The organism is Bacillus sp. 166amftsu (assembly GCF_900107445.1).
Classification (GTDB): domain Bacteria; phylum Bacillota; class Bacilli; order Bacillales; family Bacillaceae_G; genus Bacillus_A; species Bacillus_A arachidis.
In genome coordinates, this window is the sequence record NZ_FNQA01000002.1 from 419433 (window position 1) to 434877 (window position 15445).

Below are 15445 nucleotides of genomic sequence, written 5' to 3' on the forward strand. Positions count from 1 at the left end.
TATGTTTTACGGAGAGTTTTGCATGCAGAATTATTTTTTGTATGATAAACTCCATATAGGAAATAGATGCGAAAGAGGGTTTTTCTTACATATGAAACATGCTGAATATGAATACTTAAATTTATGCCGCCATGTTATGGAGCATGGTACAAAAAAAGAAGATCGTACAGGAACAGGGACTGTATCTGTATTTGGATATCAAATGCGTTTTAACCTTAGTGAAGGATTTCCTTTATTAACGACAAAACGTGTACCATTCCGCTTAGTAGCCAGTGAGCTTCTTTGGTTTATGAAAGGTGATACAAACATTCGTTATTTGCTTCAAAATAACAATAATATTTGGAATGAATGGGCGTTTAAAAACTGGGTGGAAAGTGATTCTTATAAAGGACCAGATATGACAGACTTTGGACTTCGTTCTCAGCAGGATGAAGAATTTAAGAAACACTATGATGAGCAAATGGAATTGTTTAAAAAGAATGTATTAGAAGATGATGATTTTGCAAAGCAATATGGTTCTTTAGGAGATGTGTATGGAAAGCAATGGCGCGCGTGGAAAACAACAGCTGGAGAAACACTTGATCAGTTAAAAGATGTAATTGAAATGATTAAGAAAACACCAGATTCTCGTCGTTTACTCGTTTCTGCATGGAATCCTGAAGATGTGCCAAGCATGGCATTGCCTCCATGTCACACGCTATTCCAATTTTACGTAGCAGACGGAAAACTATCATGTCAGTTGTATCAACGAAGCGGTGATATTTTCCTTGGCATTCCATTTAATATTGCAAGCTATTCGTTGCTAACACATTTAATTGCGCATGAATGTGGTTTAGAAGTAGGAGAGTTTGTTCATACAATTGGAGACGCGCATATCTACACAAATCATTTCGAGCAAGTGGAAAAGCAATTAGCGCGTGAACCACGCCCATTCCCGACGTTAAAATTGAATGCAGATGTAAAGTCTGTTTTTGATTTTGAAATGGAGGATTTAACATTAGAAGGCTATGATCCACATCCTGCAATTAAAGCGCCTGTCGCAGTGTAAACATAAAAGGAGATGAAAATATGATTATTTCATTTATGGTCGCAATGGATGAAGATAAAGTTATCGGTAAGGATAATAAGTTACCATGGCATTTACCAAGTGAATTGCAATATGTTAAGAAGACAACAATGGGTCACTCACTTATTATGGGAAGAAAAAATTATGAGGCAATCGGAAGGCCACTTCCGGGAAGACGAAATATTATTGTAACGCGTAATATGAATTATCATGTAGAAGGTTGTGAAATTGCGCATTCAGTAGAAGAAGTATTTGAGCTATGTAAAAATGAGGAGGAAATTTTCATATTTGGCGGAGCGCAAATTTACGAATTATTTTTACCATATGTAAACAAACTTTATATAACGAAGATTCACCATTCATTTGGAGGGGATACTTTCTTCCCAGAAATGAATATGAAAGAGTGGAAAGAAGTTTTTGTAGAAAAAGGCGTTACGGACGAAAAGAATCCATATACATACTACTATCACATATATGAAAAACAACAATAATTATAAAAAGATTGATGTGGGATGTTCACATCAATCTTTTTATTTGGATAACAAGATAAGACTTTATGGATGAACTTTCTTGGTGATATAATGGGAGAGGTTGTAAGTTTTAGGATTTTAGCAAAATTCTATAAAAGAAAGATTTCCATTTATAAATTCTTTGTTTAGCTAAAGGAGGAGAATCGATTGAAAAAATTATGGGGATTGCTTTTTCTTTGTTTTACACTCATGCTAGTAGGGTGTGGGAAAGAAGAGAAGCCAGAACAAGCATTTGATACATATGCAAAAGCGTGGAATAAGCAAAAGTTTGCAGATATGTATGATCAATTATCAGAAAATGCAAAAAAAACCATTTCAAAAAAAGATTTTACAGAGAAGTATCAAAAGATTTATGCAGGTATTGAAGTTAAAAATTTAAAAGTAGAAACAGGAAAAGTTAAAGAAGATAAAGAAGATAAAGGACCAGTTCCTTTTAAGGTGAGTATGGATACAGTTGGCGGGAAAATTTCCTTTTCGCACGAAGCAAAACTTGTGAAAGAAAAAGATGGAGATAAAGAATCTTGGAAAATAGATTGGACTCCAGATTTTATTTTTCCAGGGATGACAAAAGACAGTAAAATACGTATGCAAACAGTTCAAGCGAAGCGCGGAGAAATATATGATCGTAATGGAAAAGGGCTCGCAACGAATGGAAAGGCGTCTGAAATTGGCATGATTCCAGGACAATTAGGAGACGCTGCACCGCAGACGAAAGAAATAGTAGCAAAATTACTTAATATGTCTGTAGAGGAAATTGATCAAAAGCTTACAGCTAAATGGGTGAAACCAGATTATTTTGTACCACTCGGTATTTTACAAGAAGGTGCAACGCAAAATGATTATATGGATTTACCAGGAGTCTCATCTCGTCCAGTAAAAGTTCGTACATATCCATTAGGAGAAGCTTCAGCACACTTAACGGGATACATGGGAAAAGTGAATGCAGAAGATTTAAAGACCCTTCAGAAAAAAGGTTATCAAGCGGATGATCCAGTTGGGAAAGCTGGATTAGAACAAGTATTTGAAGCTGAATTGCGCGGCGAAAAAGGTGGTCGTGTCTTTATGGAGGATGCACAAGGGAAAGAGATGAAAGACTTAGCTAAAAAAGAAGCAAAAGATGGAAAAAATATTACTTTAACAATTGATAGTACAGTTCAAGAAAAAATCTTTAATGAAATGAAGGGAGAGGCTGGTTCAAGTGCAGCCATCAATCCGCAAACTGGTGAAACAATTGCGCTTGTAAGTAGCCCTGCATATAACCCGAATATAATGGTAAGAGGTGCGTCAAAAGCACAACGTGAAGCGTGGGATAATGATCTGAAAAAGCCAATGACGAATCGCTTTACACAAGCATCGGCACCAGGTTCTGTATTTAAAGCAATTACAGGTGCAATCGGTCTTGAAACGAAAACAATTGATCCAAAAGAGGAATTGAAAATTGAAGGATTACAATGGACAAAAGATTCTTCATGGGGAAATTATTATGTAACACGTGTAAAAGATGCAAGTCCAATTGATTTTGATAAAGCAATGAAGTATTCTGATAACATTTACTTTGCACAACAAGCGATAAAAATTGGTAAAGATAAATTTGTGAGCGAAGCAAAGAAATTCGGATTTGATGAAAAATTACCAATTGAATACCCATTCCCAGTTTCAACAATTGCAAAAGATGGTATTAAAAATGATATTCAAATGGCCGATACAGGGTATGGGCAAGGCAAAGTATTAATGACGCCTCTTCATTTAGCATTAACGTATGCACCAATTGTTAATGAAGGGAATATACCGTCTCCACACCTTATTAAAGATGATAAACAAGTTAAACCTTGGAAAGAAAATGTGATTTCTAAGGGAAACCAAGAGATATTAAAAAATGCGTTAACAAAAGTAATTAATGATGAAGATGGCACAGGGAAAATTGCTAAAATTGACGGTATGACTCTCGCTGGAAAAACGGGAACAGCTGAGTTGAAAGAATCGAAGGAAGCAGATGGAAAAGAACTTGGATGGTTCGCTGCTTTTGACGTAAACTCACCGAATATGATTGTTACAATGATGATTGAAGATGTGAAGGGCCGGGGTGGAAGTAATGTTCCTGGTGAAAAAGTGAAACATGTTTTTCAAAAGTAATACTTAAGAAAAAGCTATCTCCTTAAATGGGAGATAGCTTTTTTTCGTGTAGATTTCATAATGAAATGTGAAGATTTAATGAAAGGAGATGAAAGGTTTATTTACTTACGAAAAAAAAGTAACTATTTTTTATTGACAAAAAAAGAATGGTTTTGTATGATACTTACATAAGGTAAGCGATTTACTTTTAAATAAAAAATCTCAAATTAAAGATATTAATTAAGGGAGAGAATAAAAATGACAAAAGTACTATTTATTACAGCAAATCCAAATTCAGCAGAAGCATCTTTCGGTATGGCAGTAGGGGAAGCATTTATCGAAACGTATAAAAATGAACACCCACAAGATGAAGTGGTAACAATTGATCTATTTAACACAACAGTACCAGAAATTGATGCAGAAGTATTTGCAGCTTGGGGGAAATTTGCAGCAGGTGAAGGCTTTGAAGCATTAAGTGAAAGCCAACAGCAAAAAATTGCAGCAATGAATACAAACTTAGAAACATTTATGACTGCAGATCGTTATGTATTTGTAACACCAATGTGGAACTTCAGCTATCCACCAGTAGTAAAAGCATACTTAGATAACCTATCTATCGCAGGTAAAACATTTAAATATACTGAAAATGGTCCAGTTGGATTATTAGAAGGTAAAAAAGCACTTCACATTCAAGCTACAGGTGGCATTTACTCTGAAGGAGCATATGCAGCAATGGACTTTGGACGTAACCACTTAAATGCTGTATTAGGATTTATGGGGGTATCTGATACAGAATACCTTGCAGTTGAAGGAATGAATGCAAATCCTGAACAAGCACAAGAAATTAAAGAAGCAGCAATTGCAAATGCACGTGAAGTAGCAAAACATTTCTAATATAGAAAACTCAAAAATGTCCAAACGCTTGTCGTTTGGACATTTTTTCTTCTTTTTCCTTCGTTTGTCTAGTATAATTAATAACGGAAAGATAATAGGTGGGGGTTCTATATGATTCAAACGTTTTTTAAAATCTTTTATTTAATCTTAATTGTAATTGGTATTACACCGAGGCTATGGCGTATAAAGCGTAAAGCAAATACGATGTCGCCACAAGAAAAAGATCGCCTTGTGCATAAAACAACAAGCTGGTTTGGTAAGAAAATGGTTCGTGTAGCCGGATCGACTGTACAAGTAAACGGACTTGAAAATGTGCCAAAAGATAAGCCTGTACTTGTTGTAAGTAATCATCAAAGTGACATGGATATTCCCGTTTTACTTGGGTACTTAAATAAACCAATTGGATTTGTTTCAAAAGCAGAAATTAAGAAATTTCCGCTTGTACCAACTTGGATGGAATTGATGAATTGTGTATTTATGGATCGTAGTAATCGTCGTCAGTCTCTTCAAGCCATTAAAGACGGAATTGAACTTTTAAAAAATGGTCATTCGATTGTAATTTTTCCAGAAGGAACACGCAGCAAGGGCTGTGAAATGGGAGAATTTAAAGCAGGGAGTTTTCATCTTGCGGTAAAGTCTGGTGTCGCTATCTTACCCGTAACATTAGATGGGACATATAAGATGTTTGAAGCAAATGGAAACCGCATGAAGCCTGCGCATGCAACGGTAACCATTTCCAAACCAATTACACCTGAACAATACGCAAGTATGGATGTAAAAGAATTAACGCAATATACGAAAGATATTATTGCAGCTCAACTACATAAGTAATAAAAAAATCTCAGCTTGTTCAAGCTGAGATTTTTTTATGCAACAGGCAATACATAAAACAATACACAGAAAAACATCATTGTGCTACCACCTAATACAAAAAGGTGCCAAATCGCGTGGTTGAAGGGGAGTTTTTCCCAAAGAAAGAATATAGCCCCTACTGAATATAAAATCCCGCCGGTTAACAATAGTGAGAATCCGTGCCCAGTTAAATTTTCATAAAGTGGTTTGATAGCGACAATAATGAGCCAGCCCATAATGACGTAGCACAGTGTTGACATTTTAATAAAACGGCGTACAAAGAAAATTTTAAAGATAATTCCACCGATAGCAAGCGTCCAAATAATTGCAAGTAATGTCCAACCAAGTGGGCCACGCAGTGTAATAAGTAAAAACGGTGTATAGGTGCCAGCTATTAATAGGTAAATAGCAGAGTGGTCTAAAATCGTAAATAATTTTTCTACTTTTGGATGATGGATGCTATGTAATAGCGTAGAAAATAAATATAGTAGAAACATGCTCACACCGTAAACAGTAAATGCAACAACAGCAGAGGCTGTGCCATGCTTCGAAGCATGAACAATTAATATGATAAGGGCAGGAATGCTTAAAATAGCACCAATGCCATGGGTAATCGCATTAGCAATCTCTTCTTTGACGAACTGTGTCATTCGTGTTATTTTTTGCGCCATGGTTTAAATCCTTTCTCAGTTAATGAAATAAGATGTATTTTCTTTACCTTATCATATACAAAAGAAATAGAAAATGAAAATTGTTTAAGTGATTATATTTTCAAATTTTTTTGACAAAAGACAGCGGATACATTGACGTTTACAAACTTTTTTGACAAAATAAAATTAAGTGAGATTAAGGGGGAAGTCATATGCCAAATATTGGGGTTCCAGGATTGATATTAATTTTAGTACTCGCTTTAATTATTTTTGGTCCAAAAAAGTTACCTGAAATTGGACGAGCTTTTGGGGAGACATTAAAAGAGTTTAAAAGGTCTGCAAAAGGTTTACACGATGATACAGATGAAAAAAAATAAATTTTGTTTCTATGCCGTATAGTGAATGGGGAATGTGGTGAGAAGAATGAACAATCAAGAGATGAGTGTCATAGAACATCTTGGAGAGTTAAGGAAGCGACTCATTATAACAGCGCTGACGTTTCTGATTTTTATTGTCATTGGCTTTTCATTTACGAAAGAAATATATAATTTTATCGTAAAAGATTTGAATATGAAATTAACTGTTTTAGGTCCGAGTGATATTTTATGGATTTATTTTGTAATTGCAGCTGTCTTTTCAATTGTCTGTACAATACCAGTTGCAGCTTTACAAATTTGGCTATTTGTAAAGCCAGCATTACATGAACATGAACGAAAAATGACAATTCTGTATATACCGGCATTATTTTTATTGTTTATTGGAGGACTTTGTTTCGGTTATTTTCTTATTTTGCCATTTATTTTACAATTTTTAATGAGTCTCGGTGAGGATATGTTTCAGACAATGTTTACAACGGATAAGTACTTTTCATTTGTTATGAATATGACTGTACCGTTTGCAGTGATTTTTGAACTTCCCGTCATCGCAATGTTTTTAACAAGCATAGGAGTTCTCAATCCGATAGCACTACAAAAAGTGAGAAGATACGCATATTTCATTTTAATTGTAATTGCTGTTTGTATTACGCCACCAGACTTTATTTCTGATTTTTCAGTAGCGGTACCTCTTCTTGTAATTTATGAATTAAGTATTACAGCATCAAAGTTTGTGTATAAGAGGAAAATGAAACGAGAAATGAATAAAGAATCAAAAAGTGCCTCATTATGAAGGCACTTTTTTAATATATTTGTTATACTATACTTGTAATCGTATACAATATAAAGAAGAAAAAAATTGTGGAATCCCCGAAATTTAGACAAACTTTTCACCAATGTAAGTTTATACTAAAGTTATAAATCCAACAAAAAAGAGGATTGATATCGTGATCATGAAAAGTTTTTATTTCACCCATTCAACAGGGAATTGTGTCAAAATATTTGAAATCCCTGTCTTACACGCACAACATCCGTTAGCATTTCTAATTCAGTCACGTCTTCAACTATTTATTGCTAAAATTCAAAAACAAAAACAACCGAGATTCTCATACTCTTTTCGCGAATATTTACAAAGTTGCTTAAAGTGGAATGATTATTCAAATGTGTATCAAACAAATTCACTTGAAAAAAATGCATAATCTAAAATAGAGACAGGGCAAATGTGCTCTGTCATTTTCTTTTTGGGCATAAAAACCAAAGAATTTTGTCGAAAATAAGCTCAAACTGTTGAAAGCATTGTGAATACTAGTATAATAACAAGGAGAGCGTATTGGAAAGGGAAGAAAAAAATATGCAAAAAATAAAAATTGTAACAGATTCAACGGCAGATTTATCACAAGATGTGATTGAGAAATATGATATTCATGTTATCCCATTATCTATTTCTGTAAATGGACAAACATATTTAGATCGTGTAGATTTACAACCTGATGAATTTATTGAGGAAATGATAAAATCAGAAGAATTACCAAAAACATCACAACCTGCTATGGGATCATTTGTAGAAATGTATGAAAAGCTAGGAGAAGATGGCAGTCAGGTACTTTCTATACATATGACAAGTGGAATGAGTGGTACAGTTGCAACGGCAAATAGTGCTGCATCAATGACAGAAACAAAAGTTACTGTTGTTGATTCTCAATTTATTACACATGCTTTAGCATATCAAGTAATTGAAGCTGCGAAAATGGCTCAAGAGGAGCGCTCGTTAGAAGATATTTTAAATCGTCTTGATGAAGTAAGAAAGAATACTCGTTTGTATGTAGTTGTGGATACGTTAGAAAATCTAGTAAAAGGTGGACGTATTGGAAAAGGAAAAGCATTCATTGGTTCTTTATTGAATATTAAACCGATTGCTAGTCTAGATGAGGGTGTATATAATCCTGTAACAAAAGTGCGTAGTCAAGGACAAATCGTAAAAACATTATCCAAACTATTTGAAGAAGAGACGGCAGGAAAAGTAATAAAGGCAGTTGCTATTCCTCATGCAAAAGCAATTCCCCTAGCAGAAAGCGTAAAAGCAGCTGTTGAAAAAATTAGTGGGTTTACACAATCAGAAATTTTTTATACAACTCCAGTTATTAGTACTCATACAGGACCAGGCGCAATTGGATTTATGTATTTAGCAGAGTAAAAAAAAGCTACTTGAATGAAATCATTCAAGTAGCTTTTTTTTACTAATATAGAAAATATGAGATAAGAAGAGTAATCAAGGCGCTTCCGCTAATGATGCAACGTTTTTGTAAATATTTTTCCATGAAAACACCCTTTTTGTTTTTTCTCTATATAATGTATTTTCAAAAAAAGTTGTTATACATTAAGATGTTTGAACGCTTGAGTATGCTCTTTTTTCTTATTTTTGGATGGGGTCGAAATATATGTCTGCCCAAGAAACAATACATGAAGTTGGTCCCACGGTAACATACGTAAGTTCCAGTTATTACGAAGTCGTGTAATTGCCTCTTTAGGCGTCTCATCAGCAAGTGCAAACGTACCGTAATGCATTGGGATGAAATGCATTGCTTTTACATCTAGAAAAGCTTGTACTGCTTCCTCTGGAGAAACATGTGATACTTTCATAAACCATTCTGGTTCGTATGCACCAATAGGCATTAAGGCAATATCAATAGAAAATTGGTTGCCAATTTCTTTGAATCCTCGGAAATAGCCGCTATCACCGCAAAAATAAATCGTTTCATCTGTTGTACCATTATTTAAAACCCACCCACCCCAGTGGGTAGTGTTCATATCAAACAATGATCTTCTCGTCCAGTGCTGCGCTGGTACGAAGTGAAAGTCTACATCATTAATTTTTGTGAATTCCCACCAATTATATTCTTCTACTCGCAGAAACTTTTTTTTTGTAAATAACTTTTTTAATCCAGTAGGTACTAAGTATAGAACATCTGAATTCAATTGACGAAGTGTGGCAAAATCTAAATGATCATAATGACCGTGTGAAATAAGGACAATATCAATTTGGGGCAATTCCTGTAATGTAAGGCCGGGATTCGTTAACCTTGGCACAAGTTTTATTTTGTTTGACCATACTGGATCTGTTAAAATGTTGAGTCCATTCGTTTGTATAAGAAATGTTGAATGACCTATCCATGTAATCGTTGTTTTTTTAGTGTTCGTTCGTAAAAACTGAGTATGCTTGACAGGTGATTGTTCTACTAAATAAGAAAAATCTTTTTTGCTTTGTTTTCGTTCTTTACGCCAACGTAAAAAGGAACGAATTGGTTTTTTTGTACTAACATTATCCATGTTTTCATACCGTTTTACCATGAACATCACCTCATTTAAAATCTCTGTAGTTGTATTGTACCGAAATGTTGTAAAGGAAAAAAGTGAGAAAAATTGATCGTCGATTAAAAAATTGTAAAAAAATAGTGCGGCCATCTTTACAAAGTGAGTGACTTATTGAAAATCGTTATGTAAAGAAGTAAGAAGGGAATGATATTAGTAAACAATGAAATAATTGTCTAGTAATTCGCTCAAAAATAGGAAGTAACATACCTAAATTCGTACGATTTCGTGAACAAATGCGATAAACAATTTTCTCATAGTGTTTACTTTTGTTATGATAAGCATGTCATACATAAATTAAAGAAAGAGAAGAGAGGTTTGAAAATGAAGCGTTATCAAAAGCTGATTGGTCTCATAGTTGTTTTTTGCTTCTTTATACTTGCAGGATGCGGCTCAGGGTCAAAACTCCGTAAACCATTAAATTGGGATTTAGAAACTTTTGAATACATAAATCAAGACGGTAAACAGTTTGGAACAAAAGATTTAAAAGGAAAAGTATGGGTGGCTGATTTTATGTTTACAAATTGTCAAACGGTTTGCCCTCCAATGACTGCGAATATGGCAAAGTTGCAGAAGATGGCAAAAGAGAAAAAGCTAGATGTGCAATTCGTTTCATTTAGTGTAGACCCTGAACTTGATAAGCCAGAGAATTTGAAAACATTTATACAAAAATTCACAGAAGATACAAGTAATTGGAACTTGCTAACAGGGTACTCATTAGAAGATATCAAGAAATTCTCAAAGGATAATTTCCAATCACTTGTAGATAAACCAGAGAATGGGCAAGTTATCCACGGAACATCATTTTTCTTAGTCGATCAAGAAGGTAAGGTAATGAAAAAGTATAGCGGAATGAGCAATACACCATATGAAGATATTTTACGTGATATGGAACGGTTATTGAAATAAAAGAAGGATGCTGAGCATCCTTCTTTTTGTATATGGAAAAATATATAATGGTTAATCTATCGATAAAATGTCGTGCTGTTGTGGAAGTTTTGGAGCGCGGATTTCTAAAATGCCATTTTGATAGGAAGCTTTTGCGTTTTTTTTCTCAATTAAATATGGAAGTTTAATCATGCGAGAAGCTCCTGACATGGAGCGCTCACGGCGATAGTAATTATGTGAAACTTCATCTTTTGTTTCTTCCATGAAATCTTCCGTAACAGAGATTTTTAAGTATTCGCTTTGAATTTCTATTTGGATTTGTTCCTTTTGAACGCCTGGGAGTTCTGCTTTTATGACTAGGTCTTCGCCAGCTTCATATAGGTCTACAGGAAATGTTAATAAACGGTTTCCTTTTTGAAAAAAGTGATTCATATCTGCAATTACATCACGCAATGGTGTTTGTTCAAAAAAATCATCGATTTGCTTTAAGTAACTACGAATTGGTGGACGAGACGAAGAATCTTTTTTTTCATCACTCATGTTTTTTGCCTCCTAGAAATCAATTTGCAATATCATATGACAAATGTGTGCAAATGTGAGTGCCTATTTTTCATGTTTGTTCAAAAAAATTGGGTAAAATGTGAAATGGAGTGATTTTTTTATAGTTTTTATCGCCATATTGAGTTGATTATGCTAGTATAAATAGGGTTGATATAGTAGTATAGAAACAGAATGAAAACTGAAAGAGGGTAAGAAGAATGTGTGGTTTTGTAGGATGTTTATGTGAAAACCCTAGAGAGTTTTCAGAAACAGAAAAACATCAATTTGAAAATATGAACACGATTATTTTCCACCGTGGTCCAGATGACGAAGGATATTTTCGTGATGAACATGTACAATTTGGCTTCCGCCGTTTAAGTATCATTGACTTAGAGGCAGGACATCAGCCACTAACGTATGAAAATGATCGATATGTAATTATTTTTAATGGTGAAATTTACAATTATGTAGAATTACGTGAAATGTTACTTGAAAAAGGCGCAACATTTGCAACACAATCTGATACAGAAGTTATCATTGCATTGTATGCACATATGAAAGAAAAATGTGTAGATTACTTACGTGGTATGTTTGCATTTATGATTTGGGATCGTGAAGAAAAGAAACTTTTCGGTGCACGTGACCACTTCGGTATTAAGCCACTATATATCGCGCAGCAAGGTGATACAACATTCTTTGCTTCTGAAAAGAAAAGTATTATGCATGTAATGCAAGACAAAGGGGTAAACCCAACTTCATTGCAACATTACTTTACGTACCAATATGGACCAGAGCCAGAAACACTAACTGTTGATATTAATAAAATTGAACCTGGTCATTATTTCGTAAAAGAAATCGGTAAAGAAATGGAAATTCATCGTTACTGGAAACCGTATTTCAATGCTTCAAGTGCAACAAAAGAGGAGCACATTCAAGCGATTCGTGATGTATTGTACGATTCTGTAAAAGTGCATATGCGTAGTGACGTACCAGTAGGTTCATTCTTATCTGGTGGTATTGATTCATCTATCATTGCTTCTATTGCAAGAGAAATGAATCCAAATCTTTTAACATTCTCTGTTGGTTTCGAACGCCGCGGCTTCAGTGAAGTTGATGTTGCAAAAGAAACTGCAGAAAAACTAGGTGTAACAAACCATAGTGTCTTCATTACAGCAAAAGAATTCATGAATGAATTCCCAAAAATCATTTGGCACATGGACGATCCTTTAGCTGATCCAGCTGCTGTACCATTGTACTTCGTTGCAAAGGAAGCTCGTAAGCATGTAACAGTAGTTCTTTCTGGTGAAGGTGCAGACGAGCTGTTTGGTGGATATAACATTTATCGCGAGCCAAATTCTTTAAAAATGTTCTCTTACATCCCTACTCCAGGGAAAAGCGTTTTAAAAGCATTAAGTGGTGCGCTTAAAGAAGGATTTAAAGGGAAAAGCTTCTTAGAGCGTGGATGTACACCAATTGAAGAACGTTACTATGGTAATGCGAAAATCTTCCGTGAAGAAGAAAAAGCTGAGCTAATGAAGTATTACAATGAAAGTGTAAACTATATGGATATCACGAAACCATTGTACAATGAAATTAAGGATTATGACGATGTTAGCAAAATGCAATATATCGACATGTTTACATGGCTACGTGGCGACATTTTATTAAAAGCTGATAAAATGACGATGGCAAATTCATTAGAACTTCGTGTACCGTTCTTAGATAAAGAAGTGTTTGACGTTGCGTCTAAAATTCCAACAGAATTAAAAATTGCAAATGGGACAACAAAAGCAATTTTACGCGAAGCAGTGCGAGGAATCGTTCCAGATCATGTATTAGATCGCAAAAAGCTAGGCTTCCCAGTACCAATTCGTCACTGGTTAAAAGATGAAATGCATGATTGGGCTGTTAATATTATTAAAGAAAGTAAAACAGAGCATTTAATCGACAAACAGTACGTATTAAACTTACTGGAAGCACACTGTGCGGATAAAGGTGATTATAGCCGTAAAATTTGGACAGTACTTGCGTTTATGGTATGGCATCAAATTTATGTAGAGCATAAATACGATACAAATGAGTTTCATGAAGAAACAAAGCGTGCGTATAGCTTAGTTTAAGTAGAAAAACCTTAAGGTCATATACGACCTTAAGGTTTTTTTCATAAATATGTATTATGCTTGATACACTAATAGTAAGAGGGTGGACAACATATGATTACGTTTGAAAAAGTGAATACAGAGACAAAAAGAGTTGTTGAAGAAATGTTTGCTTCTCATGGTTTTAATAGGAAGAAAGTTCAATATTGTATAAAAATTGATGATACATATATTGGTGTAATGGATTATACAGTACAAGGTGAACACGCTGTATTATCTAATTTAATTATTCATTTTGATTACCAAGGTTACGGATATGGAACAAATGCTTACTTTACATTTGAAGAAATGATGAAGCATAGAGATATAAAAGATATCCAGGTACTAAAAGGAGATCTAACTGAACAAGCTAAATCTTTTACAGAGGGACTCGGCTTTATATGGAATGGTGAAATATACATGAAGCGCTTCTAGAAGGAAAAAGGATACCTGAGATAAGAAATGAATATAAGGCAGGTGGATGTATGACGATGACGTCGGGTTTTTTACTAATAGGGGGGTGTTTTGTTGTGGCAGAACTTTGCCAAATTTTCATTCGGAAAATGATGCGTAAAAAACGCAAGCCGTATGAATGGCAATACATTCCCGTATTTTTTATTTTGTTTTTCACTTTATATTTATTGCAAAATACGATAAATTTTCCGCCAATGTTAAATATTTTTTTGAAGTTTGGCTTAATATATAGTGGCATTGGAATAGCTATTTTATTTTGTTTGTTTTGTATACGACATGTTCATTATCAGTCGTACATATTTATTTTAAATTGGCTTAATCGAGATGATGGAAACCGCCTTACATAAGGGGGTTTTTTTTATTTGTTTTGTAACCAACTTTTTATGTTGTACATAAAATAGGACGAGCATAATTATATGCTCTATTAAATACAGAAAGGAAATGGCATATGAAATTAGTTATAGACGCAGGTCATGGTGGATACGATTCCGGTGCTGTTGGTAACGGTTTGCAAGAAAAAGATTTAACACTTCAAATTGCTAAGCGTGTTCGAGATATTTTACTTGCAAATTATACAATTAATATTAAGATGACACGCGATAGTGATGTCTTTATCCCGTTATCAGAACGTGCCAATATTGCTAATTCTTTCGGAGCAGATTACTTCATCTCATTTCATATTAATAGCGGCGGCGGAACAGGTTTTGAAAGTTATATTTATAATGGACTATCAGATAGTAGTTCTGCAGCAGCTAAACAACAAAAGATGCATGCGGCAGTTAATCCTGTTTTAACAAAATACGGTTTGCATGATCGTGGTGCGAAAAAGGCCAATTACGCAGTACTAAGGGAAACGACTATGGATGCATTATTAACAGAAACAGCATTTATTGATACAACCTTTGATGCAAATTTATTAAAAAATCCGCAGTTTATAGAAGATCTATGTCAAGCGTATGCAAAAGGAATCGCTGCAATTTTAGGGTTAACGGAAAACCAAAATCCTCCAAATCCGACTCCTCAAACAAAAGGGGTGGCATATATCCGTGGGCAGAACGTAAATTTAAGAAGCGGCCCATCAACATCATCCCCAGTAATTCGTCAGTTAAATTATCCAGAATCCTATGTAGTTTATCAAGAAAGTAACGGTTGGCTAGATTTAGGCGCAGGCCAATGGATATATAATGATCCATCATATATTGATTACGTGAAATACGGGAATAGTGATGGAAGCCCGATTGGAGTGGCAAATATTCTAGGAACGAACGTAAATTTAAGAAGTGGTCCATCGACATCATCAGCAGTAATCCGGCAGTTAAATTATCCAGAATCCTATTTAGTATACGCAAACCAAAATGGTTGGCTAAACCTAGGAGGAAATCAGTGGATATATAATGATCCATCTTATATCAAATATGATCAATATTAAAATATGAAAAGATTATGAATAGAATCGAATAATACCCTGCCTCGAATGTCTTGCAGTCAGAAGAATTTAGAGGGAGGGATTTTTTGAGGAAATATATGCTAGAAAAGTTTTTTAAAATATATTGACAAC

At 34.5% G+C, this 15445-nt stretch carries 17 protein-coding genes; 14 read left to right on the top strand and 3 right to left on the bottom strand.

Going from position 1 to position 15445, the window contains the following annotated elements:
- Positions 1–91: 91 nt before the first annotated feature.
- The 5 genes from BLV40_RS08910 (at position 92) to BLV40_RS08930 (ending at position 5433) form a co-directional block, all read left to right on the top strand.
- Positions 92–1048 (top strand): thymidylate synthase, encoded by a 957-nt coding sequence (locus BLV40_RS08910; protein WP_026594290.1) that lies wholly within the window; start codon positions 92–94, stop codon positions 1046–1048.
- Positions 1049–1068: 20 nt separating this feature from the next.
- Entirely contained in the window at positions 1069–1557 is a 489-nt protein-coding gene (locus BLV40_RS08915; protein ID WP_090689116.1) for a dihydrofolate reductase, read from the top strand.
- 186 nt (positions 1558–1743) lie between these two features.
- On the top strand, positions 1744–3729 hold the full coding sequence (locus BLV40_RS08920) for a penicillin-binding transpeptidase domain-containing protein (protein WP_090689120.1): 1986 nt from the start codon (positions 1744–1746) through the stop codon (positions 3727–3729).
- A gap of 237 nt (positions 3730–3966) precedes the next feature.
- Positions 3967–4602, top strand: coding sequence for an FMN-dependent NADH-azoreductase (locus tag BLV40_RS08925; RefSeq protein ID WP_090689123.1), 636 nt, complete (start codon positions 3967–3969; stop codon positions 4600–4602).
- A gap of 111 nt (positions 4603–4713) precedes the next feature.
- Positions 4714–5433, top strand: coding sequence for a lysophospholipid acyltransferase family protein (locus tag BLV40_RS08930; RefSeq protein WP_026594294.1), 720 nt, complete (start codon positions 4714–4716; stop codon positions 5431–5433).
- Between the two features lie 35 nt (positions 5434–5468).
- Here the strand turns inward: BLV40_RS08930 and BLV40_RS08935 are convergent, their stop codons facing one another.
- Positions 5469–6125 carry a PAQR family membrane homeostasis protein TrhA gene (locus tag BLV40_RS08935; protein ID WP_026594295.1) on the bottom strand — a complete coding sequence of 219 codons (657 nt, stop codon included), beginning with the start codon at positions 6123–6125 and terminating at the stop codon, positions 5469–5471.
- A 191-nt stretch (positions 6126–6316) separates the two neighbouring features.
- Between BLV40_RS08935 and tatA the strand changes: the two genes are divergently transcribed.
- From tatA to BLV40_RS08955, 4 genes are all read left to right on the top strand, one after another.
- Entirely contained in the window at positions 6317–6481 is a 165-nt protein-coding gene (tatA, locus tag BLV40_RS08940) for a twin-arginine translocase TatA/TatE family subunit (RefSeq protein ID WP_026594296.1), read from the top strand.
- A 46-nt stretch (positions 6482–6527) separates the two neighbouring features.
- Entirely contained in the window at positions 6528–7271 is a 744-nt protein-coding gene (gene tatC, locus BLV40_RS08945) for a twin-arginine translocase subunit TatC (RefSeq protein WP_026594297.1), read from the top strand.
- 154 nt (positions 7272–7425) lie between these two features.
- Positions 7426–7677, top strand: coding sequence for a DUF2535 family protein (locus BLV40_RS08950; protein ID WP_026594298.1), 252 nt, complete (start codon positions 7426–7428; stop codon positions 7675–7677).
- 152 nt (positions 7678–7829) lie between these two features.
- Complete coding sequence (locus BLV40_RS08955; RefSeq protein WP_035415791.1) at positions 7830–8672, top strand: DegV family protein; 843 nt, start codon at positions 7830–7832, stop codon at positions 8670–8672.
- A 176-nt stretch (positions 8673–8848) separates the two neighbouring features.
- On the opposite strand, the gene BLV40_RS08960 is transcribed toward BLV40_RS08955, so the two are convergent.
- Positions 8849–9826, bottom strand: a complete 978-nt coding sequence (locus BLV40_RS08960) for an MBL fold metallo-hydrolase (RefSeq protein ID WP_090689129.1) — start codon at positions 9824–9826, stop codon at positions 8849–8851.
- Positions 9827–10171: 345 nt separating this feature from the next.
- Between BLV40_RS08960 and BLV40_RS08965 the strand changes: the two genes are divergently transcribed.
- Positions 10172–10756: an SCO family protein gene (locus tag BLV40_RS08965; RefSeq protein ID WP_026594301.1), complete on the top strand. Its 585-nt coding sequence runs from the start codon at positions 10172–10174 to the stop codon at positions 10754–10756.
- Between the two features lie 51 nt (positions 10757–10807).
- Here the strand turns inward: BLV40_RS08965 and BLV40_RS08970 are convergent, their stop codons facing one another.
- Positions 10808–11275, bottom strand: a complete 468-nt coding sequence (locus tag BLV40_RS08970; protein WP_026594302.1) for an Hsp20/alpha crystallin family protein — start codon at positions 11273–11275, stop codon at positions 10808–10810.
- Positions 11276–11493: 218 nt separating this feature from the next.
- Between BLV40_RS08970 and asnB the strand changes: the two genes are divergently transcribed.
- The 4 genes from asnB to BLV40_RS08990 all read left to right on the top strand — a co-directional run bounded on the left by asnB (position 11494) and on the right by BLV40_RS08990 (position 15316).
- Positions 11494–13395 (top strand): asparagine synthase (glutamine-hydrolyzing), encoded by a 1902-nt coding sequence (asnB, locus tag BLV40_RS08975; protein ID WP_003197399.1) that lies wholly within the window; start codon positions 11494–11496, stop codon positions 13393–13395.
- Between the two features lie 93 nt (positions 13396–13488).
- A complete protein-coding gene (locus BLV40_RS08980) occupies positions 13489–13848 on the top strand; it encodes a GNAT family N-acetyltransferase (RefSeq protein WP_090689132.1) in 360 nt (119 codons plus the stop codon).
- Positions 13849–13904: 56 nt separating this feature from the next.
- Complete coding sequence (locus BLV40_RS08985) at positions 13905–14234, top strand: hypothetical protein (protein WP_026594304.1); 330 nt, start codon at positions 13905–13907, stop codon at positions 14232–14234.
- A 101-nt stretch (positions 14235–14335) separates the two neighbouring features.
- Positions 14336–15316 carry an N-acetylmuramoyl-L-alanine amidase gene (locus tag BLV40_RS08990; RefSeq protein ID WP_090689134.1) on the top strand — a complete coding sequence of 327 codons (981 nt, stop codon included), beginning with the start codon at positions 14336–14338 and terminating at the stop codon, positions 15314–15316.
- The last annotated feature ends 129 nt before the right edge of the window (positions 15317–15445 follow it).

Excerpts from the sequence above, each read along its gene's own strand:
- BLV40_RS08985 (WP_026594304.1), top strand. The coding sequence starts at position 13,905 with ATGACGTCGGGTTTTTTACTAATAGGGGGGTGTTTTGTTGTGGCAGAA.
- BLV40_RS08990 (WP_090689134.1), top strand. The coding sequence starts at position 14,336 with ATGAAATTAGTTATAGACGCAGGTCATGGTGGATACGATTCCGGTGCT.
- BLV40_RS08980 (WP_090689132.1), top strand. The coding sequence starts at position 13,489 with ATGATTACGTTTGAAAAAGTGAATACAGAGACAAAAAGAGTTGTTGAA.
- tatA (WP_026594296.1), top strand. The coding sequence starts at position 6,317 with ATGCCAAATATTGGGGTTCCAGGATTGATATTAATTTTAGTACTCGCT.
- BLV40_RS08970 (WP_026594302.1), bottom strand. The coding sequence starts at position 11,275 with ATGAGTGATGAAAAAAAAGATTCTTCGTCTCGTCCACCAATTCGTAGT.
- asnB (WP_003197399.1), top strand. The coding sequence starts at position 11,494 with ATGTGTGGTTTTGTAGGATGTTTATGTGAAAACCCTAGAGAGTTTTCA.
- BLV40_RS08960 (WP_090689129.1), bottom strand. The coding sequence starts at position 9,826 with ATGGTAAAACGGTATGAAAACATGGATAATGTTAGTACAAAAAAACCA.
- BLV40_RS08955 (WP_035415791.1), top strand. The coding sequence starts at position 7,830 with ATGCAAAAAATAAAAATTGTAACAGATTCAACGGCAGATTTATCACAA.
- BLV40_RS08965 (WP_026594301.1), top strand. The coding sequence starts at position 10,172 with ATGAAGCGTTATCAAAAGCTGATTGGTCTCATAGTTGTTTTTTGCTTC.
- BLV40_RS08910 (WP_026594290.1), top strand. The coding sequence starts at position 92 with ATGAAACATGCTGAATATGAATACTTAAATTTATGCCGCCATGTTATG.
- tatC (WP_026594297.1), top strand. The coding sequence starts at position 6,528 with ATGAACAATCAAGAGATGAGTGTCATAGAACATCTTGGAGAGTTAAGG.
- BLV40_RS08925 (WP_090689123.1), top strand. The coding sequence starts at position 3,967 with ATGACAAAAGTACTATTTATTACAGCAAATCCAAATTCAGCAGAAGCA.
- BLV40_RS08915 (WP_090689116.1), top strand. The coding sequence starts at position 1,069 with ATGATTATTTCATTTATGGTCGCAATGGATGAAGATAAAGTTATCGGT.
- BLV40_RS08935 (WP_026594295.1), bottom strand. The coding sequence starts at position 6,125 with ATGGCGCAAAAAATAACACGAATGACACAGTTCGTCAAAGAAGAGATT.
- BLV40_RS08930 (WP_026594294.1), top strand. The coding sequence starts at position 4,714 with ATGATTCAAACGTTTTTTAAAATCTTTTATTTAATCTTAATTGTAATT.